Raw genomic sequence first — 21,956 nt, 5'->3', positions numbered from 1 at the left:
ATGTTTCGCATGCAGACAGGCGCTGAAAAAGGAAACGGCATCGGGGTTCCCCGATGCCGTTGGATAGGCCCCCACCTTGGCCGCTAGGCCGGCATCCTGAACCTGAGGTTCAGAATTGGTCGCAGTTAGCAGCACTTCGGGTACATCAGACAGAGTGACGCGCGCGCCCGTGCTACAAATTTCCGCAACCGTGCACATGGCATTGGTTCAAGGAATATATGACCTTGGCGAACCAGGCAGGGAAGCTGACTGAACTGTGTTTCGTTGCGCCAATTTGACCACCGTTGATCGCCGAGATCAAGGGGAATCGACGCATCGATCAAACGTTATTGCGTCTCGTGCTGTGCGAGCACCGCGCCGAGCTGTTCGTTCATCTGGTGCATTGTACGACGGATTTCTTCCGCCGGAAATGCTTCACCGTGACGCACGCTCGTTTGCAGTCGCAGCAATTCGGACGCGAGCGACAGTGCGGCCATCACCGCGATACGGTCGGTGCCGCGCACCGAACTGTTCGCGCGGATCTTCGACATTTCGGCGTCGACGCGGGCGACGGCCTCGAGCAGCGCCGCTTCGGTCTCGGCCGAGCAGGCGAGCCGATAGGGCTGACCGAGAATCGAGACTTCGATCTGCTTGGTGCTCATGCATGTTCTCCGTGGCTGGCCGCGTCGTCGCCATCCGTGCGCGCCTGCGCATCCAGCAGGTCGAGCTGGTTATCGGCTTGCTCCGCGCTCTTCGTGCGCGGCAGCTTTTCGAGAATCGCGTTCAGTTTGACCTGGGCGTCGTCGATCTTCGCCGACAGCGTGTCGCGCTCGGCCGCGAGCGCATTGCGTTCGTCACGCAGTTGCGCGAGTTCCGCGCGGACCGTGTCCGCATCCGCGCGCAGTTGCGCGACTTGCTCCTCGAGCGCGAGCCGTTCCGAGTGATAGCGCTTGTTCAGCGAGATCAAACGGCCAATATTTTGAGATAAGGTTTCGAGTTCGTTGAGCATTTGCTGCGTCCTCTAAAGACCCAGCATTTTAGCGCGGAATAACGCGCATTCCGACATCTGTAACGTTTCCAGTCGTAACACCCCCGCTTCTTGCCGCGAATATGCGGCCCCCGGCATGTTCGCGGCGCGCTCCCGGCATGCGTTCGGCCGTTTTCTTGACGCTCGCGCGACCGGCTCCTAAACTGGCGCCGCCTCGGTGCTCGCGCGCGTGTCGCGCGGTTAAACGGGAAGCAGGGCGCGCGCTCCGCATGGAGATCGCCAACCTGCGCTGCCCCCGCAACGGTAAGCGGCCGCGTCGGACGACGCAGGCCGGCTCGGGCGCGTTTCGCGTGCAGGTCGCACGCGGGGCGCGGGCCACTGCGCGTGATACGCGCGGGAAGGCGAGCCGGTACGCCGCCAGCCCGGATACCGGCCGAGGTGAGGAGCCTGCACGGCTTCATGACGCGCGGCCTGCGGGGAAGCGGGGCGCGCCGTGCTCCACGGGATTCGTCTTCGATGCTGACCCCAATCGTCCGTACGGCCTTCGGCGCGCACCGCGGTGTGCCGCGCCGCGCCGTCGCGCATACTGCGACGGCGGCCGGTTCGCCCGGGCCGGCGGCGACGCGCGCGGTCGCGGCGCCCGAACCTGTCGCGCCGTGCGCCGCGTCGCCGTTGCCGTTGCCGCCGGAAGTCGCGGCCGCCGCGCGGACCGAGCCCCGCCGCGACGCGCTCGCGGTGCCGATCGACCCGATGCGGCGCCTTCCACTATATTGCGCAGAAGGTCGGCCGCATGCGGGGGCGGCTCGACGGAGCGTGGTCGTGTCACGCCGGCGCCGACGCTCGGCCGTGCGCCCGCTCGCGCGACGCGATCGGCGACACGCAGCAATCCGGCCGACGATCGTGGCGCGCGCTGTTGCGCGCCGCCGGCCGTGCATTGCGCGCGGTGCCGCACTCGGCCCTGGCATCCGCGCCGCGCGCGAGGTGGCATCAACCAGCCGCGGTTCGTCCGTGCACACATCCACAATCTGTTCGACGAGGAAGACAAGCTTGCGTATGCCTGAAACACGCCGGCGCGCGACGCCGGTGCCGCGCCCGGTCGGCAACGACGGTCAACGCAAGCATCGTGCGTGGTGCGCGATGCCGTGCGGCGCATGAACGCCGCGCGTGCCGCCGCGATCTGGGCCGCGCTCGCTGCCGCGGTCGCGTTGCTGTTGGTCGCATCGCTGTCGATCGGCAGCGTGCCGATGTCGCCGTGGCAGGCGCTCTCGTCGCTCGTGCCGCACGGCGGCGACGCGCTGCTCGCCGACATCGTGCGCACGCTGCGGCTGCCGCGTGCGCTCGCCGGGTTCGCGTGCGGCGCGCTGCTTGCGCTGGCCGGCGCGTTGCTGCAGGTGCTGCTGCGCAATCCGCTCGCGGAGCCATATGTGCTCGGCGTGTCCGGCGGCGCGGCGGGCTTCGCGCTCGTCACGATGATCGCGGGCGGCGCGTGGTGGCTCGTCGATGCGTCCGCGTTCGCCGGTTCGCTCGTGTCGGTCGCGCTCGTGCTCGGGCTGGCTCGCCGCGAGCTGTGGCGCGGCGACTCGCGCGACGCGTCGCCGCGCCTGCTGCTCACGGGCGTGGTGATCGCGGCCGGGTGGGGCGCGCTCGTCACGCTGCTGCTGTCGCTCGCGCCCGATGCGCGACTGCGCGGCATCATCTTCTGGCTGACGGGCGACCTGAACGGCGTGACGACGCCGTGGTTCGCATTGGGCGCGCTGCTGGTGGCCGCATGCGTGGCGCTGCCGGCCGCGCAGCAGCTCAACGTGCTGCTGCGCGGCGACGCGACCGCACTCGCACTCGGCGTGCCGGTCGCGCGAGTGCGCATGCGGATCTACCTCGTCGCGTCGCTGGCCGCTGCAGCCGCGGTGACGACGGCCGGCACGATCGGTTTCGTCGGCCTCGTCGTGCCGCACGCGTTGCGGCTCGCATTCGGCAACGATCAGCGCATGCTGCTGCCCGCCGCGATGCTCGCGGGCGGCGGCGGCGTGATGGCGGCCGACCTGCTCGCGCGCACCGTGATCGCGCCCGCGCAATTGCCGGTCGGCGTGATGACCGCGATGATCGGCGTGCCGGTGTTCCTGTGGATGTTGCTGAGGAGACCGATGCGATGACGCACGCCGTACCGGACTGCGCAGGCGACATGACCTATGCGGCGCTCGATCTCACGCTGAAGGCCGGTGACCGGACGCTGCTCGGCGGCTTCACGCAGGTGTTCCGTCCTGGCGAGATATGGTGCATCGCGGGGCCGAACGGCGCGGGCAAGACGACGCTGCTCGCGACGCTCGCGGGCCTGCGGCGGCCAGCCGGCGGCCACGTCGAGATCGACGGCAGGCCGCTTGCCGCATGGCCGCCCGAACAGCTCGCACGGCGCCGTGCGCTGATGCCGCAGCAGCTGCACGACGCGTTCAGCGCGACAGTATTCGACACGGTGCTGCTCAACCGCTTCCCGTATCTCGACGGCTGGGGCTGGGAGCGCGATGGCGACCGCGCGGCTGCGCGCGACGCGCTCGCGACGTTCGGCCTGACCGCACTTGCGTCGCGCGACGTGCTGTCGTTGTCGGGCGGCGAACGACAGCGCGTCGCGCTGGCCGCGACGCTGTGCCAGGACGCGCCGCTGATGCTGCTCGACGAACCGCTCGCCCATCTCGACCTGCATCACCAGATCGAAGGGCTGACCGCGCTGAGCGCATGGCTCGACGCGGGCCCGCGCACGGTGCTGTTCTCATGCCACGACCTGAATCTCGCGCGGCGTTTCGCGACGCACGCGCTGTTGCTCGACGGCCGCGGCCATGCGTGGGCGGGCCTTGTGCACGATGTCCTCACACCGGCGCGCGCGAGCGACGCGTTCGGCTATCCGCTCGTGCTGATCCGCGAGAACGGCCGCGACGCGCTGTTGCCCGCGTGGCCCGAGCGACGATGAACTTCCTTCTTTCGATGCGCGGCCTCGGCTGCGCCAACGAGGCTACTTTTCGATGACGAACCCGACCACCGACTTCCCGCCCGCGATCGCGCCGCTCGACGACACGCTGCGCAAGCGCCTGCAGCACGTGATCGATCACAAGACCAAGCCGCCCGGCAGTCTCGGCCAGCTCGAGGCGCTCGCGCTGCAGATCGGACTGATCCAGCGCACCGAGAAGCCGCACGTGCAGCGGCCGGTGACGATCGTGTTCGCGGGCGACCACGGGATCGCGGCCGAGGGCGTGAGTCCGTATCCGCAGGCCGTCACCGCGCAGATGGTCGCGAACTTCCTGGCCGGCGGCGCGGCGATCAACGCGTTCTCGGGCGTCGCGCAGAGCGTGCTCGAAATCGTCGACGCGGGCGTCGCGTCGACGCTGCCGGTGTCCGACCGGCTCGTGTCGCTGCCGGTCGCGCGCGGCACGCGCAACTTCGCGGCCGAGCCCGCGATGACGCTCGACGAGGCGAAGACGGCGCTCGCTGCCGGCGCGGCGCGCGCGCGCCTGCACGCGTCGCTCGGCACGAACGTGATCGGCTTCGGTGAAATGGGGATCGCGAACACGTCGTCGGCCGCATGCCTGATGAGCCGGCTGCTCGACGTGCCGATCGACGCATGCGTCGGGCGCGGCACGGGCCTCGACGACCAGGGGCTCGCGCACAAGCGCGCGGTGCTCGGCCGCGCGCTCGTCCGGCATTCGCATGCGATCGCGCCGCTCGATGTGCTCGCGACGTTCGGCGGCTTCGAGATCGCGATGATGACGGGTGCGTATCTCGCGGCCGCGAGCGAGCGGATGACGATCCTCGTCGACGGCTTCATCGCGACGGCGGCGCTGCTCGTCGCCGAGCGCATCGCCCCCGGCGTGCGCGACTATTGCGTGTTCTCGCACGCATCGCACGAGGCCGGGCATCGGCGCATGCTCGAGCATTTCGGCGCGAAGCCGCTGCTCGCGCTCGACCTGCGCCTCGGCGAAGGCACGGGCGCCGCGCTCGCGCTGCCGCTGGTGCGCGCGGCGGTCGCGTTCCTCAACGAGATGGCGAGCTTCGAATCCGCGGGCGTCGACAATCGTGACGCCTGAACGCGCGAGCGGCATGCGCGCCGAACTGCGCTATTTCTTCGTCGCGCTCGGTTATTTCACGCGCGTGCCGGTGCCGCGCGCGATTGGCTACGCGGCCGGCGATCTCGACCAGGCCGCGCGTTACTTTCCACTGGTCGGCGCGTGCGTCGGCGCGTGGGGCGCGCTCGTCTATCTCGCGGCGCTGCGCGTGTTGCCGGCGTCGATCGCGGTCGGCCTGTCGATGGCCGCGACGCTGCTCGCGACCGGCGCGTTCCACGAGGATGGCCTCGCCGACAGCTGCGATGCGTTCGGCGGCGGCTACGCGCGCGACGACGTGCTGCGCATCATGCACGATTCGCGAATCGGCACGTTCGGCGCGGCGGCACTCGTGATCGTGCTCGGCCTGAAGTGGCAGGCGCTCTCGGCCATGCCGCCGCTGCGCGCCGCGTGGACGATGATTGCCGCGCATGCGGCGAGCCGCGCGGGGGCCGTGAGCCTCCTGATGTCGCTCGACTACGTGCGACCGGAGGGCAAGGCGAAGCCGGTCGCGCAGCGCATGGGCGCACGCGCGGCGTCGGTCGCGGCCGCATTCGGGCTGCCGTGGCTGTTCTGGCCTGACTGGCGCGCGGGTCTCGCCGCGTTCGTCGCGCTCTTGCTCGTACGCGCATGGGCGGCCCGCTATTTCGTGAAGCGGATCGGCGGCTATACGGGCGACTGTCTCGGCTTCGCGCAGCAGTTGTGCGAGCTGGCGATCTATCTCGTGGTGCTTGGATGGATCTCGTCCTGATTCGCCATCCGGCCGTCGCTGTCGAACCGGGCATCTGCTACGGACGCAGCGACGTGCCGCTCGCCGCATCGGCGGAGGCCGCAGCGCGGGCCGTGCGTGCGCGTCTGGCGGCCCTCGGGGCGCCGTTGCCCGAGCAGGTCTGGACGAGTCCGCTCACGCGTTGCGCGTCGGTCGCCGAGCGGCTCGCGCAGGCGTTCGGCGTGCCGTTGCGGCGCGATGCCGGCTGGCAGGAGATGGACTTCGGCACGTGGGAGCTGCGGCGCTGGGACGATATCGACCGCGCGGCGCTCGATGCGTGGGCGGCCGACCTGATGCATGCGTGCGCGCATGGCGGCGAAAGCGTCGCACGGTTCGCCGCGCGCGTCGCACGCGTCGCGGATGCGCTCACGCGGACCGACGCGCCACAATGGGCGCTCACGCACGCAGGCGTGATTCGCGCATTCGCATCGCATGCGTTGCGCGTGCCGCTCGATACGCTGTTGTCGCGACCGGTGCCCACGGGCGGCGTCGTCTGGTTGCGAACGCAGGATGCCGCGCGCACGTGGGAAGTCGTCCAGTGGGACGACTAGGCGAGCGCTTGCTCGCCAGACATTCGCAGCGGCATCGAAGCGCGAAAATCAGCGCGCCGGACGCCGCGACCGCGCGGCGTCGAGATCCTCGCACAGCGCGGCCGCGCCTTGCGCGATCCGCGGCGACGGCCGGGTCAGCAGATCGCCGTCGATCGCGAACAGGTTGCTGCGCGCCACGGCCGTCAGCGCGGGCCATGCACGCCAGCGTGCGAGGCTCGGCAGCGGCGCGTCGGAACGCGTCGCGCCGGCGCTCGTCGTCACGATCGCTTCCGGATTTGCGGCCAGCACGGCTTCGTCGGTGACGGTCGGCGCAAGCGGTTTCAGCGCCGCGAACACGTTGCGGCCGCCGCACAGCGCGATCACTTCGTTGAACAGGTGTGTGCCGTTGAGCGTCGTCAGCGGGCGGTCCCATACCTGGAAGAACATCGTGACGGGCGGGCGTGCCGCGTAACGCGCGCGCAGCGCCGCGATATCGCGCGAGAACGATGCCGCGGCCGCGTCGGCGACCGGTTCGGTGCCGAGCAGCGTGCCGAGCCGACGCAGCGACGTGGCCACGTCGTCGAGATGTTTCGGTTCACTGAAGAACAGCGGAATGTGCAGCGCACGCAGCGCGTCGGTCTGCCGCTCGGCGTTGCCGTGTCGCCAGACGACGATGAGATCGGGCTTCAGCGCGGCGATGCGCTCGAGATCGAGCGCCTTGTTGTCGCCGATACGCGGCACGGCCTGCGCGGCGGGCGGGTAGTCGCTGTACGTGACCGTGCCGACCAGTTTCGCGCCGCCGCCGGCCGCGTAGACGAGCTCGGTCGCATGCGGCGCGAGGCTGATCACGCGTTGCGCCGGCACGGGCAGCGTGATCGTATTGCCGGCATCGTCACGGGCCGTCACGGCGGCGTGAGCGAACGGTACGTGCGCGAGCGCGACGAGCGACGCGAGCGATGCGAAGGCCGGCAGCCGGCCGAACGGGCGGGCGCTCATGCGCACGCCTGCGGCAGCGCCGGGACGCACTGCGCAAGTGCGTCGGCGATGCGCCGCCATTCGGCTTCGTTGCCCGGCAGGCCGATGCGCACGCTCGACGGTTGCGCGAAATGCCGCGTCCAGATTCCGCGAGCGGCGAGCGCCGCGTGCAGCGCGGCCGCGCGCGGATCGTCGGTCCAGCTGAACAGCGGCGTCGCGTGCACCGCGAAGCCGTGCGTGCGCAGCAGCGCGGCGAGGCGTTCGCCGTCGGCCGCGAGCCGCGCGCGCGCGGCGCTCTGCCACGCGTGGTCGGCGAACGCGGCGACGACCGCGTGACGCGCGGGGCCGCTGACGGTCCACGCGCCGAGCATGTCGCGCAACGCGGCGACCCGTTCGGGGCGGGCGAGCGCGAAACCGGCGCGAATGCCGGCCAGACCGAAGAACTTGCCGACCGAACGCAGCACGACGAGGCCCGGACGATCGGTGAGATGCGCGAGCGATGGCGCGACGCCCGTGTCCGCGAATGCCTCGTCGACGATCAGCGTGCCGCCGCGCGCCGACAGCTGCGCATGCCAGCCGAGCAGCCGCTCGGCCGGAACGATCTCGGCGGTCGGATTATTCGGATTCCCGATGATGACGTGGCGCAACGACGCCGGCAGCACGTCCGCGGCGATGTCGAGCGGGACGACGCGATGGCCGTGGCGCGCGAATGCAGGCGCATATTCGCCATATGCGAGCGCCGCGACCCCGGCGTCGCCCTTCGGCAGCAGCGCGGGCAATGCGCGGATCGCGGCCTGGCTGCCGGCAACGGGCAGCACGTGCGCGGCGTCGGGCGCGTGATAGTAGCCGGCCGCGCATGCGGCGAGCGCATCGCCGTCGTCGGGGAGCCGGCGCCAGGCGTCGGCCGGGACCGGCGGCACCGGATAGCCGACCGGATTGATGCCGGTCGACAGGTCGAGCCACGTGTCGTACGGAATGCCGTGGCGGCGCGCGGCTTCGTGCAGGTTGCCGCCGTGCGTGATGCGTGCGTCAGACATGATGGGTAGCGAGGATGAGTGCGCCGCTCGCGACGAGCAGCGCGAGCCACAGCGCGAGCGTGCGCGTGACGAGCGACAGCGCGGCGACGACATGCACGGCCGTCGCCTGCGCGCCGGTGCCGAGCGCGGGACGTTCTTCGATTTCGCCGTGATAGACGGCCGGGCCGCCGAGCTGCACGTTGAGGCTGCCGGCGCCGGCGGCCATCACCGGGCCCGCGTTCGGGCTGTCCCAGTGGCGCGCCTGCGTGCGCCAGCAGCGCCATGCGGCGGCCGTGTCGCCGAGCAGCGCGTAGCTCGCGGCGGTGAGGCGCGCGGGAATCCAGTTGAGCACGTCGTCGATACGCGCGGACGCCCAGCCGAACGTCAGGAAGCGCGGCGTGCGGTAGCCCCACATCGCGTCGAGCGTGTTCGCGAGCCGGAACAGCAGCGCGCCGGGGCCGCCGGCGACGACGAACCAGAAGAGCGCGCCGAAGATCGCGTCGTTGCCGTTTTCCAGCGCCGATTCGACGGCCGCGCGCGACAGCGCGCCTTCGTCGGCTTCGCTCGTGTCGCGCGACACGATCCGCGCGGTCAGCGCGCGCGCGGCATCGAGGTCGTGTCGTAGCAGCGCGGCGGCAATCGGCGCGACATGCTCGGCGAGGCTCTTCGCGCCGAGCGCGAACCACAGCAGCGCGACGTGCAGCGCGGCCGCGAGCGGCCACGGCAGCACGGCCGCGAGCCACGCCGCGACGGCCACCGGCGGCGCCACTGCCGCGAGCCACGCGGCGACGCCGATCACGCGGCCGCGCCGGCCCGTGTTCAGCGCACCTTCGATGCGGGCGGCGAGCCGGCCGAACGCGACGAGCGGATGCCAGCCGGCCGGCTCGCCGACGATGCGATCGACGATCGCGGCCGCGACCGCGAGCATCGCGACGACCGGCAGCGACAGCATCAGCATGACGGCGCTCCGCCCTTCAGTTCGAGCGGCAGGCCGGCGACCAGCAGCGTCACGCGCGTCGCGAGCGCGGCGACGCGCTGGTTCAGGCGCCCGAGCTCGTCGACGTAGCGGCGCGTGACCGACCCGAGCGGCACGACGCCGAGCCCGATTTCGTTGCTGACGACGATCACCTTCGCGCGCGCACCGCGCAACGCGTGCTCGAGCCGCTCGACCTGCGCCGCATACTGCGCATCGTCGAGCGGTTCGCCGTCGAGCGGGCACAGCAGGTTCGTGAGCCACAGCGTCAGGCAGTCGACGAGCAGGCATGCGCGCGGATCGTCGAGGCGCGCGAGCGTGCCGGCGAGGTCGACGGGTGCGTCGGCGAAGCCCCAGTCTGCCGGGCGGCGCGCGCGGTGATGCGCGATACGCCGTTCGAATTCGGCGTCGGCGGCGGACGCGGCCGCGGTCGCGATGTAGGTGACGGGGCGGCCGCTGTCGGCGGCGAGCCGCTCGGCGTACGCGCTCTTGCCCGAGCGTGCGCCGCCGAGGACGAAGGTGATGTCGTGCGGAATCATCGCGTGATTGTAACGGCGCACGCGTGGCGGCGCGGGCGATAATGCCGCCTTTGCTTCGCCATGACTTGCATACGATGAACGCACCCGAACCGCAGCCGCGCGGCACGTTGATGATCCAGGGCACGACGTCCGACGCGGGCAAGAGCACGCTCGTCGCGGGCCTGTGCCGCCTCGCGCGCCGCGCGGGCGCGCGCGTCGCGCCGTTCAAGCCGCAGAACATGGCGCTGAACAGCGCGGTGACGGCCGATGGCGGCGAGATCGGCCGCGCGCAGGCGTTGCAGGCGCTCGCCGCGGGTGTCGCGCCGCATACCGATTTCAATCCGGTGCTGCTGAAGCCGACGAGCGATCGCGGCGCGCAGGTGATCATCCACGGCAAGGCGCGCATGAACCTCGATGCGCGTGCGTACCACGACTACAAGCCGGTCGCGTTCGACGCGGTGCTCGAGTCGTACGCGCGGCTGCGTGCGCGCTACGACACGGTGCTGGTCGAAGGCGCGGGCAGCCCGGCCGAGATCAACCTGCGCGAAGGCGACATCGCGAACATGGGCTTCGCGGAACGCGTGGATTGCCCGGTCGTGCTGGTGGCGGACATCGATCGCGGCGGCGTGTTCGCGCATCTGGTCGGCACGCTCGCGTGCCTTTCGGACAGCGAGCGCGCGCGCGTGCGCGGCTTCGTCATCAACCGCTTTCGCGGCGACATCAAGCTGCTCGAACCGGGCCTCGACTGGCTGCGCGCGCAGACGGGCAAGCCGGTGTTCGGCGTACTGCCGTACCTGCACGGATTGACGCTCGATGCGGAGGACATGCTGCCGTCGCAGGCGCGCAGCGCCGCCGCGCGGGCCGATGCCGGTGTGCTGCGGGTAGTGGTGCCGGCGCTGCCGCGGATCAGCAACCATACCGATTTCGATCCGCTGCGCGCGCATCCGCAGGTCGAGTTCACGTACTGGAAGAGCGGCCCGGTGCCCGATGCCGACCTGCTGATCCTGCCGGGCTCGAAAAGCGTGCAGCGCGATCTCGCGTGGTTGCGCGACACGGGCTGGGACGCGCTGATTCGCCGGCACCTGCGCTATGGCGGGAAGGTGATCGGCATCTGCGGCGGCATGCAGATGCTCGGCCGCACGCTGGATGATCCGCTCGGCCTCGAGGGCCCGCCCGGCAGCGTGCCGGGCCTCGGGCTGCTCGATTTCGACACGACGCTGCAGCCCGACAAGACGCTGAAGAACGTGACCGGACATCTCGCGCTGCCGGGCGCGGCCGCCGTGCACGGCTACGAGATCCACATGGGCGACACGCGCGGCCCCGCGCTCGCGGCGCCCGCGCTCGAGCTGGCGGCGGCCGACGCCCCGGGCGGCGTGCGTTCGGACGGCGCACGGTCGGCCGACGGGCAGATCCTCGCGACCTACGTGCACGGGCTGTTCGACGCGCCCGACGCGTGTGCGGCACTCCTCGCGTGGGCGGGGCTCGACCGCGCGGAGCGCATCGACTATCCGGCGCTGCGCGAGGCGTCGCTGGAGCGGCTGGCCGATTCCTTTGCCGAGCATCTCGATCTGCGCGCACTGTACGCCGAGTTCCGCTGACGCAGGGCCTGCCCGGCCTGGCATTTTGCGACGAATCGCGTACAACTCAGATGGGCGGCGGTCCGCCCGAAGGAGCGCGACGATGAAGGCTCGATGGTGGTTCAGCGTGCTGCTCGCGGCGCTGCTGGGTGCGTCGGCGGTTGCGCACGCGTGTGACTCGTACACACCGGGCGGCGGCCCGGCCGGTTCGGGTGACGCTGCGTCAGGCAAAAGCGGCGGCTGAGGTTCGCGGCCAATGCGGGCAGCGGGGGCATGATCGGTCATGCCCCTTTTTTTCGACCTGATTCGTTCCTGTGGAGAATCAGTTAAAGCCGGCGTGCGTGTTTATTGGCCGAATCGATTCGAATAGAGTGCGATCCATTCTCATCCACTCATGAAGGAATTCGCCATGAATCCCAATCGCCTCAACGATCTCGGCGCGGCGCTGTTGCGCGTCGCACTCGGCGTGCTGTACCTCGCACACGTCGCGCAGAAGGTGTTCGTCTTCACGCTGCCCGGCACCGCGCAGTTCTTCGCGTCGATCGGCCTGCCGGGCTGGCTCGCGTATGTGACGACGTTCGTCGAGCTGATCGGCGGCCTTGCGCTGCTCGCGGGCTTTCGCGTGCGAGTCGCCGCGCTGGTGCTGCTGCCGTTCATGCTCGGTGCGGTGTCCGCGCATCTGCCCAACGGCTGGAGCTTCGCGTCGCCGAACGGTGGCTGGGAATACCCGGCTTTCTGGGCCGTCACGCTGGCCGTGCAGGCGCTGCTGGGCGGCGGCGCATTCGCGCTCGGCGCACCGCGCGCCGCGACGCGCCCCGCATAAAAGGGACGGCCATCGGCGTAACCCGTTCCGGTGACCCCCCGTTTGCCGATATCATCGCTCCCTGTATCCGCAATCGAGCGGCGCCAGCCAGACGGCCGGCGCCGCGTGGCTTTCTCGGGGGAATTCATGACGGTCATCGTGGTGGCGAATCCGAAGGGCGGCGTGGGGAAGAGCACGTTGTCCACCAATCTTGCCGGCTATTTCGCGGCGCAGGGCGCATGGGTGGCGCTCGCCGATCTGGACCGGCAGCAGTCCGCGCACGCGTGGCTCGACCTGCGGCCGGCCGGGCTGCCGGCGATCGAGGCGTGGGAGCTCGATCCGGACGCGCCGTCGAAGCCGCCGCGCGGCCTCGAATATGCGGTGATCGATACGCCGGCCGGGCTGCACGGCAACCGGCTCAACGTCGCGCTCCAGCTTGCCGACAAGGTGATCGTGCCGTTGCAGCCGTCGATGTTCGATATTCTCGCGACCCAGCAGTTTCTCGAGCGCCTGGCCAGCGAGAAGGCCGTGCGCAAGGGCAGCGTCGAGGTCGGGATCGTCGGGATGCGAGTCGACGCGCGCACGCGCTCGTCCGACCAGCTGCACCGTTTCGTCGAAGGGCTCGGCCTGCCGGTGCTCGGCTACGTGCGCGACACGCAGAATTACGTGCAGATCGCCGCGCACGGCCTGACGCTGTGGGACGTCGCGAAAAGCCGCGTCGAGAAGGATCTCGAACAGTGGCGGCCGATCGTCGAATGGGCCGAGCGTCGCGCGCCGAAGGCGGAGAAGGTCGCGAAGGCGTCTTGATCGCTGATGGCCGGACACCCGGCGATGCGGTTACGCCAGGGTGAATGAAGAAGGGCCTGATCCGGCATCGTGCCGGAGCAGGCCCTTCTTGCATATGCGGGCGCGGCGCCGGCCGTCACGGCGCACGAGCACGCCGACGCACCGGCCCGGCGCATCGCGACACGCCGGATGCCGCGTGGATCAGGTCCAGCTCTGCGTCGGCACGTGATCGCGGTGGCCCTTGATCTTGTTGCCTTCGTCGATGAACACGAGCTTCGGCTTCCAGCCGGCCTGCAGTTCGGCTTCGTCGACCATCGCGAACGCCGCGATGATCACCAGATCGCCCAGTTGAGCGCGGCGCGCGGCCGAGCCGTTCAGCGAAATCATCCCGCTGCCGCGCTCGCCCTTGATCGCATACGTCGAGAAGCGCTCGCCGTTGTTGATGTTCCAGATGTCGATCCGTTCGTTCTCGATGAGGCCCGCCGCTTCGAGCAGGTCTTCGTCGATCGCGCACGAGCCTTCGTAATGCAGCTCGCAGTGCGTGACGGCCGCGCGGTGGATCTTCGATTTGAGCATGTGGCGCTGCATGGTATCTCCGTGATGCGTGAGAGGCGAGGGCGGGCGGCCCGTCAGATTTCCAGGTTGTCGATCAGGCGCGTCGCGCCGAGCTTGGCGGCCGCGAGCACGACGAGCGGCTCGCCGGCTTCGAGCTCGGCGGCGCTCGGCGCGATCAGGTTCGCGCGGCGGCGGATCGCGATGTAGTCGGGCACCCAGCCGCGCTCGGCCAGGTGCGCGTGCGCGTGCTGCTCGAGCTTGCCGAGATCGCGTTCGCCGCCGAGCACGCTGTCGCGCACGCGCTGCAGCGTCCTCGCGAGTTCGGGGGCTTCCTTGCGCTCGTCCGCCGTCAGATAACGGTTGCGCGACGACAGCGCGAGGCCGTCCTCGTCGCGCACGGTTTCGGCCGCGATGATCTCCACCGGCAGCGCGAGCTGCTGGCACATCCGGCGCACGATCATCAGCTGCTGGTAATCCTTCTTGCCGAACACGGCGACGCGCGGCTGCACGCAGGACATCAGCTTCGTGACGACCGTGCACACGCCGGCGAAGAAGCCGGGGCGGAACTCGCCTTCGAGAATCCCGCCGAGGTCGTCCGGCGGCAGCACGCGGTACTCCTGCGGCTCGGGGTACATGTCGCGCTCGGTCGGCGCGAACAGCACGTAGACGTTTTCCTTCTGCAGCTTCTCGATGTCGTCCTGCAGCGTGCGCGGATATTTGTCGAAATCCTCGTTCGGGCCGAACTGCAGCCGGTTGACGAAGATGCTCGCCACGACCGGGTCGCCGTGCTGGCGCGCGAGGCGCATCAACGACAGGTGACCTTCGTGCAGGTTGCCCATCGTCGGCACGAACGCCGTGCGGTTCTGTCCGCGCAACTGGTCGCGCAGTTCCTGGATCGAGCTGATGACTTTCATGATCGGGTAGCGGGTTCCTCGCGCGAGGCGCGCGTTGGCGCCGCAACAGCGGCGTCGGGGTCGAAGCGGAGAACGCCGGCGCGCGGGCGGCGCATCGGGCGTCGGCGGATTGTAGAGGATTTGGCCGCCGGGCGCATTGAAAAAAGTACGATCGTTCACTTTTTATGCGGGCGCGCCGCGAGCGGGCCGCGCTGGCGCGGCCGGCGGCGGGATGCGATGTCTTTCGGTGTGCGGGGTGGCGGGCGCGGTGGCGCGGGTTACGCCGGCAGGTAGGCGAGGCGCACGTAGATCGGCGCGAACGGTTCGGCCTGCGTGATCTCGACGAGCGATTCGCGCGCGAGTTCGAGCATCGCGATGAAGTTCACGACGACGACCGGCACGCCGCGCGACGTGTCGAACAGGTCGGCGAACTCCATGAAGCGTGCGTTCTGCAGCCGGCGCAGGATCAGGCTCATGTGCTCGCGCACCGACAGCTCCTCGCGGGAGATCTTGTGATGCTGGACGAGCTTCGCGCGCTTGAGCACGTCGGCCCATGCGGCGCGCAGGTCGTCCGAATTGACGTCCGGGAAGCGCGGCGTGATGCTCTGCTCGATGTAGACCTCGGCGCGCAGGAAGTCGCGGCCGAGCTGCGGCAGCTGGTCGAGGCGTTGCGCGGCGAGCTTCATCTGCTCGTATTCGAGCAGGCGGCGCACGAGTTCCGCGCGCGGATCCTCGGCTTCCTCGCCGGTATCGGCCTTCTTGACCGGCAGCAGCATGCGCGACTTGATCTCGATCAGCATCGCGGCCATCAGCAGGTATTCGGCCGCCAGCTCGAGGTTCGACGTGCGGATCTGGTCGACATAGCCGAGATATTGCGCGGTGACCTGCGCCATCGGGATGTCGAGCACGTTGAAGTTCTGCTTGCGGATCAGGTACAGCAGCAGGTCGAGCGGGCCTTCGAACGTCTCGAGAAACACCTCGAGCGCATCGGGCGGGATGTAGAGATCCTGCGGCAGCTTGAAGAGCGGCTCGCCGTACAGGCGTGCGAACGCCGCGACACCGTCGACGGTGTCGGGCGTCGAATCGGCGCCCGCGGGCGCGGCGATCGCGTCGTCCTGCCGGGCGGCGCTGGCCTCGTCGGCGGCGCTCACGTCGTCAGAAGTTCTGGTAGTAGACGTACGGCGTTTGCTTCACGCGCGATTCCTGCTGCTCGGCGCGCTCGTCGAGGTCGATCGGCTGCTTGTCCCACAGCAGCGAACGGCCCTTGCGCTGCTCTTCTTCGAGCGTCGGCTTCTGTTGCTTGAGCTGGTTCAGGAATTGCGTGACGTCGGACTGGTACGGCATGGCTTTGCTTTCCGTTTCGGGCGGCGCACGATGCGCCGGGTTCGCGATGGCGGGATTTTACCGCATCGCGGGGAACAGCCGGCGGCAATCGCGCGTCGAATCCGCTGGCCGGCACCCGCGGCGCGACCGGCCGGGCCGCGCGCGCCTCGTTGCGTCCAGGCATCAAAGCGGCACCCGTGCGGGCAGGGCCGCCGCCCTGTGGTCAAATACGGGGTTTTCCACACAATCACGACAACCGAGGGCGAGGTCATAGTTGGCGGGTCAGGTGAACCAGCAGGCACATACGGCGCACGAAGCGAGCCCGCGCGGGCCGCGCCCCCCCGCTCGGCGCGCGCGGCGCGGCGCCGCCGCGGCGGCCCGGGCAGCCCTCGCGGGTTGCCTCGCCGCGTTCGTCGCGCTGCCGGCCTACGCGAAGTACGACGTCGAGATCGACGCGCCGCGCGCGATCCGCAAGCTTCTCAACGCCCATCTCGACATCGCGCGTTTCGCGAAGCGCGACGACATCAGCGACGACCAGTTCGACTTCCTCGTGACCGCCACCCTGCAGCAGGTGCGCGACTTGACCGCGACGGCCGGCTATTTCTCGCCGGTCGTGCGCACCGACGTGCGCACGCGCGACGGCAAACGCGACGTGCGCGTCGCCGTCGATCCGGGGCCGCAGACCGTCGTGTCGACGGTCGACCTGGCGTTCAAGGGCCCGGTCGGCACCGAGGATCCGAAGCAGGAGGCCGCGACCCGCTTCGCGTTCTCGCTGAAGCCGGGCGATCCTTTTACGCAGTCCGACTGGGACGGCGCGAAGAGCGCGGCGCTCAGGCAGCTGCAGTCGCGCCGCTACCTGGGCGCGAAGATCGCGTCGTCGGAGGCGCGCATCGATCCGCGCACGCAACGCGCGACGCTGGCCGTCACGTTCGACAGCGGCCCGACATTCACGATCGGCAAGGTCGACGTCGACGGCGTGCGCCGCTACCCGGAACGGATCGTCACGAACGTCAATCCGCTGTCCGAAGGCGAGATCTACGACGTGCAGCGGATCACCGAGCTGCAGCGGCAGCTGCAGAACACGCCGTACTACGCGAGCGTCGCGATCGACGTCGGCGACGATACGGCCAAGCCCGAGCGCACGCCCGTGCACGTGAAGGTCAGCGAGTTTCCGTACAACAGCATTCGCGGCGGCGTCGGCTATGCGACCGACACGGGCCCGCACGTGCAGGGCTCCTACACGTATCTCGACACGTTCGGCGCCGCGTGGCCGCTCACTGTCTCGGGCCGGCTCGACCAGATCCAGCAGTACGGCCAGGTCCAGCTGTCGATGCCGCCCGGCGAGAAAGGGTGGACCAACAGCGTGCTCGCGTCGTACACGAACACCAACGTGTCGGACACGCGCATCTACAGTGCGCGGGTCGGCGCGCAGCGCACGCGCACCGGTCAGTTCATCGACTACGCATACTCGCTGATGTTCTACCAGGACCGGCTCGACCAGAACGGCGCGGGCCCGACCACGAGCCGCGCGCTGGTGCCGCAGTGGGCATGGACGCGCCGCAACGTCGACGATCCGCTGTTCCCGCGCTCTGGCAACCTGATCCATGCCGAGGCCGGCTTCGCGATCAAGGGCGTGCTGACCGATCAGACCTTCATCCGCGGTTACGCGCGCGGCCAGCAGTACCTGCCGGTCGGCAAGCGCGACCTGTTCGTGTTCCGCGCGGAGCTCGGCGGCGTGTTCACGAGCGGAAGCTCGAACGGCGTGCCGGCGTCGCTGCTGTTCCGCGCGGGCGGCTCGAACTCGGTGCGCGGCTACGGCTACCAGAGCATCGGCAACAGCGTCGACGGCTCCGTGCTGCCGACCAAGTACCTGGTGACGGGCACCGCCGAATACCAGCACTGGTTCAACCGCGACTGGGGCGCCGCGACCTTCTTCGACATCGGCACCGCGACCGATGCGTGGGGCGAGCGCGTGTTTTATCCGGGTGTCGGCATCGGCGCGCGCTGGCGCAGCCCCGTCGGCCCGATCAACGTCGACGTCGCGTACGGACTGCGCAACCATAGCGTGCGCCCGTACCTGACGCTCGGCATCGCTTTCTGAACGTGTTGCACCCGCCACGACGAACCGCATGACGAAGGATCCGAACGACACGCCGCCGCCTCACGACCCGGACGCGCCCGAGCGCGCGCCCGACGCGCCGCCGCCCGCGCCGCGCCGCCCGCGTGCGGGCCGGATCGTCGCGTGGACGCTCGTGACGATCGTGCTGCTCGCCGTGCTTGCAGCCGGGCTCGTACTGGCCGCGGCGACGACCGAGCGCGGCACGCGGCTGGCGTGGCAGACCGCCGTGCGTGTGCTGGGCGGCCGGCTGGCCGGCACGCTGGACGGCGGCGCGCTGGCGACGGGCGTGCGGCTGCGCGGCTTCGCGTGGACGAGCCCCGGCGGCGCCGCCACCGAAGTGCGGATCGACCGGCTCGACGGCCGCTGGGCGCTGACCCGCGCGCCGTGGCGGCTGACCGTCGACTACCTTCGCGCGGGCACGGTCGACGTGCGGATCGCGCCGGGTCCGTCGACGCCGTCCACGACGCCGCAGGACCTGAGCCTGCCGCTGCAGTTGCGGATCGACGACCTGCGCGTCGATCACCTGGCGATTCACGAAGGCGGCTCGACGACGCAGCTCGACCATCTCGCGCTGAGCGGTCGCAGCGACGGCCGTCACCATGAGCTTGCCCTCGACGGCGTCGACACGCCGTACGGCGCGCTGACCGCGCGCGCGAAGCTCGATGGCGTGAAGCCGTTCGCGCTGACGGGCACCGCGACCTACGCGGGCAAGCTCGCCGACGAACCGGTGAATGCGAGCGCGAACGTATCGGGCTCGCTCGAAGCGCTCGTCGCCGACGTCACCGCGAGCGGGATGAAGCTGAACGGGCGCGCGCACGTCGAGGCCGCGCCGTTCGGTGCGGTGCCGCTCACCCGCGCGTCGCTTGCGTTCGATCACGTGAACCCGCAGGCGATCTCGCCCGGCGCGCCGGCCGCCGAGCTCGCGGTGCGCGCGGAGCTGGCGCCCGTGACCGCGCCGGCCAAAGGATTCGCGGTGACCGGCCCGGTGTCGATCGTCAATGCGAAGCCCGGCACGCTCGGCGAGCATCTGCTGCCCGTCGTCGACGCACATGCGACCGTCAATCTCGACGCACACGCGCAGCGGATCGACGGCCTCGCGCTGAAGCTGATCCGCGACGGCAACGTGACCGGCGGCGGCACGCTGACCGGCGGCAAGGGCCGCTTCGACCTGAAGGTCGCGAACCTCGATCTCAACGCGTTCGTCGCCGAGTTGCGGCCGATGCGCCTCGGCGGCCCGCTCGGCGTGACGCTCGCCGGCGATGCGACGACCGTCGACTTCGATCTGAACGATCCGAAGCTGGCGCTCGGCGCGCGCGCGAAGGTCGCGCTGACGCAGCAGCAGACGGTGCTGACCGATGCGCGCGTGACGGCTGGCAAGGGCCGGATCGACCTGACCGGCGTGTTCCGCCACGACGCGCATTCGAGCTACGACGCGAAGGCGACGCTGACCGCGTTCGATCCGCTGCTGCTGGCCGCGACGAGCGCGCCGGGCGCGGGCGGCGGCAAGCCGGCCGCCAAAACGGCGAAGGCAACGGCGAAGGCGCCGGCCCGGCGCGGCGAAACGCGCGTATCGGGTACGTTGACGGCCTCCGGTGCGTTCGCGCCGCAAATGTCGACGAAGGCGACCTTCAAGCTCGGCGACAGCCTCTACGACGGCGTGCCGCTGACCGGCGCCGGCGTCGTGCAGCTCGTCGGCGCGCGGATCCTGCCGAGCAACGCGAACCTGTCGATCGCGGGCAACCATGTCGACCTGCGCGGCAGTTTCGGCGCGCCGGGCGACCGGCTGCGCTTCGTCGTCGACGCGCCCGAGCTCGATCGACTCGGCTTCGGCGTGCAGGGGCTCGTGCAGGCGCAGGGCGAGCTGACCGGCAGCTTCGCGCATCCGAACGTGACGGGCACCTACAAGGCCCAGCACGTCGTGGTCGGCTCGAACCGGATCGGTGCCGCGCAGGGGCGCGCCGACATCCGCGACGGCGCGCACGGCGCGCTCGTATTCACGACCGACGCGACCGACATCGCGCTCGGCTCGCTGCAATTGAAATCGCTGCGCGCGAACCTCGACGGCACGCGCGCGAAGCACACGCTCGACGCGTCGGCGCTCGGAGCGGCCGACGGCCGCGTGATCGACCTGACGCTCGCGGCGAACGGTGGCGTGATCGAGAACCGCGACGGGATGCGCTGGGACGGTACCGTCACGCGCCTCGCGAACCGCGGCACGCCGGCGGTGGCGCTCCAGTCGCCGCTCGCCGTGTCGGCCGGCGCCGGCCGCGTGACGCTCGGCGCAACGCGGCTCACGCTCGAGGGCGCGGAGATCGACCTGAGGTCGTTCGTGTTCGATCACGGCCAGATGCGCTCGGCAGGCGCCGTGCGCGGCGCGTCGGTTGCGCGCTTCCTCGAGATCCGCCAGGAGCTGACGGGCCAGCGGCCGCCGGTGCGCACCGACGTCGTGCTCGATGCCGACTGGGATTTCTCGCTCGGCGCGAACGCGACGGGTTACGTGCAGGTGAAGCGGCGCGGCGGCGACGTGACGATCGAGACCGGCCGCGGCATCGCGTCGCTTGGCCTGACCGACCTGTCGGCACGCGCGAGCTTTGTGCCCGGCAACCGGCTCAACGTGGTGGCGCTCGCGAAGGCGAACCGGGTCGGCACGCTCGATGCGAACGTCACCGTGCCGTTCGCGCTGCGCGACGGCGTGTTCGGCGTCGTCGACGAAGGCCCGCTCGCCGGCCGCATCGACGCCGACATCCCGTCGCTGAAGGCGACCGGCAACCTGTTCGGGCCAAGCTACCTGCTCGGCGGGCGCGCGGCGCTGAAGCTCACGATCGCGGGCACGCCGGTGAAGCCGAACGTGTCGGGGATGCTGACGGGAGATGACCTGTCCGCGACGCTCGTCGACCAGGGCGTGCAGCTGAAGGACGGCATCGTGCGCGTGAAGCTCGCGGAGAACCTCGTCGAATTCCAGCAGGTCGAGTTCCACGGCGGCGACGGCACGTTGCGCGCGATCGGCCGCGTGCGTCTCGACGGCGAGGCGCCGGACCTGACCGCGAGCATCGTCGCGGACAAGCTCGAACTGTTCGCGGCGCCCGATCGCAAGCTGTCGCTGTCGGGCAAGGCGACCGTCGCGAACGACGGGCCGCGCGGCGCGCTGTCGATCGACGGCAAGTTCGTCGTGGATCGTGCGTTGTTCGACCTGCCGGAGGACGCGGCGCCGCACTTGTCCGACGACGTCGTCGTGGTGCGCCCGGACGGGACGGTGCGCGGCGAGACGCCCACCGGCACGGCGGTCGCGAAGCCGCAGAAGGTCGACAACAAGCCGGCACCGTCGCTCGCGCCGCGCGCGAACATCGACATCGGCCTCGGCAACAACTTCCGCTTCAAGGGGCACGGCGCGGATCTCGGGCTGCGCGGCACGATCACCGTGATGAGCGCGCCGGGCGTGCCGCTGCGCGCGGTCGGCAACGTGCGCGTGACCGAAGGGTCCACGTATACGTCGTTCGGCCGCAAGCTCGCGGTCGAGAACGGCTTCTTCACGTTCAACGGCCCCGTGTCGAATCCGGGCGTGAACATTCTCGCGATGCGGCGCAACCAGGAGGTCGAGGCCGGCGTGCAGGTCACCGGCACGATCCAGGCGCTGACGGTCAAGCTGGTGTCGGAGCCGAACGTCACCGACAACGAAAAACTGTCGTGGCTGCTGTTCGGGCACGGCACCGACCAGGGCAACAACGTCGGCCAGCAGGGCACGATGACGGCGGCGCTCGCGCTGCTGGGCAGCGTGACCGGCAAGCGTGTCGCGCAGACCTTCGGGCTCGACGAATTCTCGATCGGCCGCAGCGATGTCGGGCTGACCGATCCGCAGGTCATCCAGGTGTCGAAGGCGATCAACGAACGCTTTGTGCTCGGCTTCGAGCAGGGCCTGCAGTCGGCGAGCAACGCGTTCAAGGCGACGATCAACCTGACGCGCTTCTGGTCGGTGTCCGCATACGGCGGCACGTTCCAGGGCGTCGACCTGAACTACACGCGGCGCTTCGATCGCTGGTTCAGCCAGCGGTGACGATGCCGCACGCCGGC

Annotated in this window: 21 protein-coding genes, 1 other RNA gene and 1 riboswitch; of the genes, 11 read left to right on the top strand and 11 right to left on the bottom strand. The window is 70.3% G+C overall.

From position 1 onward, the window contains the following. Positions 1-64: 64 nt before the first annotated feature. The 3 genes from ssrS to WS51_RS22560 form a co-directional block, all read right to left on the bottom strand. A non-coding RNA gene (ssrS, locus tag WS51_RS22570) (6S RNA) lies at positions 65-246 on the bottom strand. Between the two features lie 80 nt (positions 247-326). Continuing rightward, positions 327-641 (bottom strand): cell division protein ZapA, encoded by a 315-nt coding sequence (locus WS51_RS22565; RefSeq protein WP_011885730.1) that lies wholly within the window; start codon positions 639-641, stop codon positions 327-329. Beyond that, positions 638-988 carry a hypothetical protein gene (locus WS51_RS22560; RefSeq protein WP_059450988.1) on the bottom strand — a complete coding sequence of 117 codons (351 nt, stop codon included), beginning with the start codon at positions 986-988 and terminating at the stop codon, positions 638-640. Before WS51_RS22560 ends, WS51_RS22565 begins: the two co-directional genes overlap by 4 nt. Before the next feature lie 177 nt (positions 989-1,165). Then, a riboswitch (cobalamin riboswitch) is annotated at positions 1,166-1,419 on the top strand. Between the two features lie 699 nt (positions 1,420-2,118). Between WS51_RS22560 and WS51_RS22550 the strand changes: the two genes are divergently transcribed. The 5 genes from WS51_RS22550 to cobC are packed head-to-tail and all read left to right on the top strand — an operon-like array spanning position 2,119 to position 6,372. Next, positions 2,119-3,117, top strand: a complete 999-nt coding sequence (locus tag WS51_RS22550) for a FecCD family ABC transporter permease (protein WP_069230030.1) — start codon at positions 2,119-2,121, stop codon at positions 3,115-3,117. Further along, positions 3,114-3,926 (top strand): ABC transporter ATP-binding protein, encoded by an 813-nt coding sequence (locus tag WS51_RS22545; protein ID WP_069229798.1) that lies wholly within the window; start codon positions 3,114-3,116, stop codon positions 3,924-3,926. Before WS51_RS22550 ends, WS51_RS22545 begins: the two co-directional genes overlap by 4 nt. Positions 3,927-3,978: 52 nt before the next feature. After that, a complete protein-coding gene (gene cobT / locus WS51_RS22540) occupies positions 3,979-5,037 on the top strand; it encodes a nicotinate-nucleotide--dimethylbenzimidazole phosphoribosyltransferase (protein WP_069229797.1) in 1,059 nt (352 codons plus the stop codon). Further along, on the top strand, positions 5,027-5,803 hold the full coding sequence (locus tag WS51_RS22535) for an adenosylcobinamide-GDP ribazoletransferase (protein WP_230944504.1): 777 nt from the start codon (positions 5,027-5,029) through the stop codon (positions 5,801-5,803). Before cobT ends, WS51_RS22535 begins: the two co-directional genes overlap by 11 nt. Continuing rightward, positions 5,788-6,372, top strand: coding sequence for an alpha-ribazole phosphatase (gene cobC, locus WS51_RS22530; protein ID WP_059450992.1), 585 nt, complete (start codon positions 5,788-5,790; stop codon positions 6,370-6,372). The genes WS51_RS22535 and cobC overlap by 16 nt, the downstream gene beginning before the upstream one ends. 48 nt (positions 6,373-6,420) lie before the next feature. Here cobC and WS51_RS22525 read toward each other — a convergent pair whose 3' ends face one another. From WS51_RS22525 to cobU, 4 genes are read right to left on the bottom strand one after another with little or no spacing between them, the layout of a single operon-like run. Then, positions 6,421-7,347: a cobalamin-binding protein gene (locus tag WS51_RS22525; RefSeq protein ID WP_069230029.1), complete on the bottom strand. Its 927-nt coding sequence runs from the start codon at positions 7,345-7,347 to the stop codon at positions 6,421-6,423. Next, on the bottom strand, positions 7,344-8,363 hold the full coding sequence (gene cobD / locus WS51_RS22520) for a threonine-phosphate decarboxylase CobD (RefSeq protein WP_059800654.1): 1,020 nt from the start codon (positions 8,361-8,363) through the stop codon (positions 7,344-7,346). The genes WS51_RS22525 and cobD overlap by 4 nt, the downstream gene beginning before the upstream one ends. Then, positions 8,356-9,300 carry an adenosylcobinamide-phosphate synthase CbiB gene (gene cbiB / locus WS51_RS22515; protein WP_069229796.1) on the bottom strand — a complete coding sequence of 315 codons (945 nt, stop codon included), beginning with the start codon at positions 9,298-9,300 and terminating at the stop codon, positions 8,356-8,358. Before cbiB ends, cobD begins: the two co-directional genes overlap by 8 nt. After that, positions 9,294-9,854: a bifunctional adenosylcobinamide kinase/adenosylcobinamide-phosphate guanylyltransferase gene (gene cobU / locus WS51_RS22510; RefSeq protein WP_059540738.1), complete on the bottom strand. Its 561-nt coding sequence runs from the start codon at positions 9,852-9,854 to the stop codon at positions 9,294-9,296. The genes cbiB and cobU overlap by 7 nt, the downstream gene beginning before the upstream one ends. Positions 9,855-9,928: 74 nt before the next feature. On the opposite strand from cobU, the gene WS51_RS22505 reads away from it, so the two are divergent. From WS51_RS22505 to WS51_RS22495, 4 genes are all read left to right on the top strand, one after another. Then, complete coding sequence (locus WS51_RS22505; protein WP_059868825.1) at positions 9,929-11,431, top strand: cobyric acid synthase; 1,503 nt, start codon at positions 9,929-9,931, stop codon at positions 11,429-11,431. Between the two features lie 82 nt (positions 11,432-11,513). Then, the gene (locus WS51_RS32620; protein ID WP_167357999.1) at positions 11,514-11,654 is read left to right on the top strand and encodes a hypothetical protein; all 141 of its coding nucleotides are present in this window, start codon (positions 11,514-11,516) and stop codon (positions 11,652-11,654) included. A 165-nt stretch (positions 11,655-11,819) separates the two neighbouring features. Continuing rightward, positions 11,820-12,233 (top strand): DoxX family protein, encoded by a 414-nt coding sequence (locus tag WS51_RS22500; RefSeq protein ID WP_059508224.1) that lies wholly within the window; start codon positions 11,820-11,822, stop codon positions 12,231-12,233. A gap of 126 nt (positions 12,234-12,359) precedes the next feature. Then, positions 12,360-13,019 (top strand): ParA family protein, encoded by a 660-nt coding sequence (locus WS51_RS22495; protein ID WP_059508192.1) that lies wholly within the window; start codon positions 12,360-12,362, stop codon positions 13,017-13,019. Positions 13,020-13,199: 180 nt separating this feature from the next. Here WS51_RS22495 and panD read toward each other — a convergent pair whose 3' ends face one another. The 4 genes from panD to WS51_RS22475 all read right to left on the bottom strand — a co-directional run bounded on the left by panD (position 13,200) and on the right by WS51_RS22475 (position 15,790). After that, positions 13,200-13,586: an aspartate 1-decarboxylase gene (panD, locus tag WS51_RS22490; RefSeq protein WP_011885716.1), complete on the bottom strand. Its 387-nt coding sequence runs from the start codon at positions 13,584-13,586 to the stop codon at positions 13,200-13,202. Positions 13,587-13,627: 41 nt separating this feature from the next. Next, positions 13,628-14,467 (bottom strand): pantoate--beta-alanine ligase, encoded by an 840-nt coding sequence (gene panC / locus WS51_RS22485; RefSeq protein ID WP_060024291.1) that lies wholly within the window; start codon positions 14,465-14,467, stop codon positions 13,628-13,630. Between the two features lie 257 nt (positions 14,468-14,724). Next, entirely contained in the window at positions 14,725-15,597 is an 873-nt protein-coding gene (locus tag WS51_RS22480) for a segregation and condensation protein A (protein WP_059450996.1), read from the bottom strand. 4 nt (positions 15,598-15,601) lie between these two features. Continuing rightward, positions 15,602-15,790 carry a DUF3460 family protein gene (locus WS51_RS22475; protein WP_009692996.1) on the bottom strand — a complete coding sequence of 63 codons (189 nt, stop codon included), beginning with the start codon at positions 15,788-15,790 and terminating at the stop codon, positions 15,602-15,604. A gap of 253 nt (positions 15,791-16,043) precedes the next feature. On the opposite strand from WS51_RS22475, the gene WS51_RS22470 reads away from it, so the two are divergent. Both WS51_RS22470 and WS51_RS22465 read left to right on the top strand, forming a co-directional pair. Continuing rightward, on the top strand, positions 16,044-17,870 hold the full coding sequence (locus WS51_RS22470) for an autotransporter assembly complex protein TamA (RefSeq protein ID WP_069229795.1): 1,827 nt from the start codon (positions 16,044-16,046) through the stop codon (positions 17,868-17,870). 28 nt (positions 17,871-17,898) lie between these two features. Further along, complete coding sequence (locus WS51_RS22465) at positions 17,899-21,939, top strand: translocation/assembly module TamB domain-containing protein (RefSeq protein ID WP_069229794.1); 4,041 nt, start codon at positions 17,899-17,901, stop codon at positions 21,937-21,939. The last annotated feature ends 17 nt before the right edge of the window (positions 21,940-21,956 follow it).

It is taken from the genome of Burkholderia territorii (assembly GCF_001718335.1).
In the GTDB taxonomy this organism is placed as follows: Bacteria; Pseudomonadota; Gammaproteobacteria; order Burkholderiales; family Burkholderiaceae; genus Burkholderia; species Burkholderia territorii.
The sequence above is the reverse complement of the archived record's forward strand: the minus strand, read 5'-3'. Positions and strand labels throughout refer to the sequence as shown.

Coding starts and splice junctions, on each gene's coding strand:
- WS51_RS22565 (WP_011885730.1), bottom strand. CDS start 641: ATGAGCACCAAGCAGATCGAAGTCTCGATTCTCGGTCAGCCCTATCGG.
- WS51_RS22560 (WP_059450988.1), bottom strand. CDS start 988: ATGCTCAACGAACTCGAAACCTTATCTCAAAATATTGGCCGTTTGATC.
- WS51_RS22550 (WP_069230030.1), top strand. CDS start 2,119: ATGAACGCCGCGCGTGCCGCCGCGATCTGGGCCGCGCTCGCTGCCGCG.
- WS51_RS22545 (WP_069229798.1), top strand. CDS start 3,114: ATGACGCACGCCGTACCGGACTGCGCAGGCGACATGACCTATGCGGCG.
- cobT (WP_069229797.1), top strand. CDS start 3,979: ATGACGAACCCGACCACCGACTTCCCGCCCGCGATCGCGCCGCTCGAC.
- cobC (WP_059450992.1), top strand. CDS start 5,788: ATGGATCTCGTCCTGATTCGCCATCCGGCCGTCGCTGTCGAACCGGGC.
- WS51_RS22525 (WP_069230029.1), bottom strand. CDS start 7,347: ATGAGCGCCCGCCCGTTCGGCCGGCTGCCGGCCTTCGCATCGCTCGCG.
- cobD (WP_059800654.1), bottom strand. CDS start 8,363: ATGTCTGACGCACGCATCACGCACGGCGGCAACCTGCACGAAGCCGCG.
- cbiB (WP_069229796.1), bottom strand. CDS start 9,300: ATGCTGATGCTGTCGCTGCCGGTCGTCGCGATGCTCGCGGTCGCGGCC.
- cobU (WP_059540738.1), bottom strand. CDS start 9,854: ATGATTCCGCACGACATCACCTTCGTCCTCGGCGGCGCACGCTCGGGC.
- WS51_RS22505 (WP_059868825.1), top strand. CDS start 9,929: ATGAACGCACCCGAACCGCAGCCGCGCGGCACGTTGATGATCCAGGGC.
- WS51_RS32620 (WP_167357999.1), top strand. CDS start 11,514: ATGAAGGCTCGATGGTGGTTCAGCGTGCTGCTCGCGGCGCTGCTGGGT.
- WS51_RS22500 (WP_059508224.1), top strand. CDS start 11,820: ATGAATCCCAATCGCCTCAACGATCTCGGCGCGGCGCTGTTGCGCGTC.
- WS51_RS22495 (WP_059508192.1), top strand. CDS start 12,360: ATGACGGTCATCGTGGTGGCGAATCCGAAGGGCGGCGTGGGGAAGAGC.
- panD (WP_011885716.1), bottom strand. CDS start 13,586: ATGCAGCGCCACATGCTCAAATCGAAGATCCACCGCGCGGCCGTCACG.
- panC (WP_060024291.1), bottom strand. CDS start 14,467: ATGAAAGTCATCAGCTCGATCCAGGAACTGCGCGACCAGTTGCGCGGA.
- WS51_RS22475 (WP_009692996.1), bottom strand. CDS start 15,790: ATGCCGTACCAGTCCGACGTCACGCAATTCCTGAACCAGCTCAAGCAA.
- WS51_RS22465 (WP_069229794.1), top strand. CDS start 17,899: ATGACGAAGGATCCGAACGACACGCCGCCGCCTCACGACCCGGACGCG.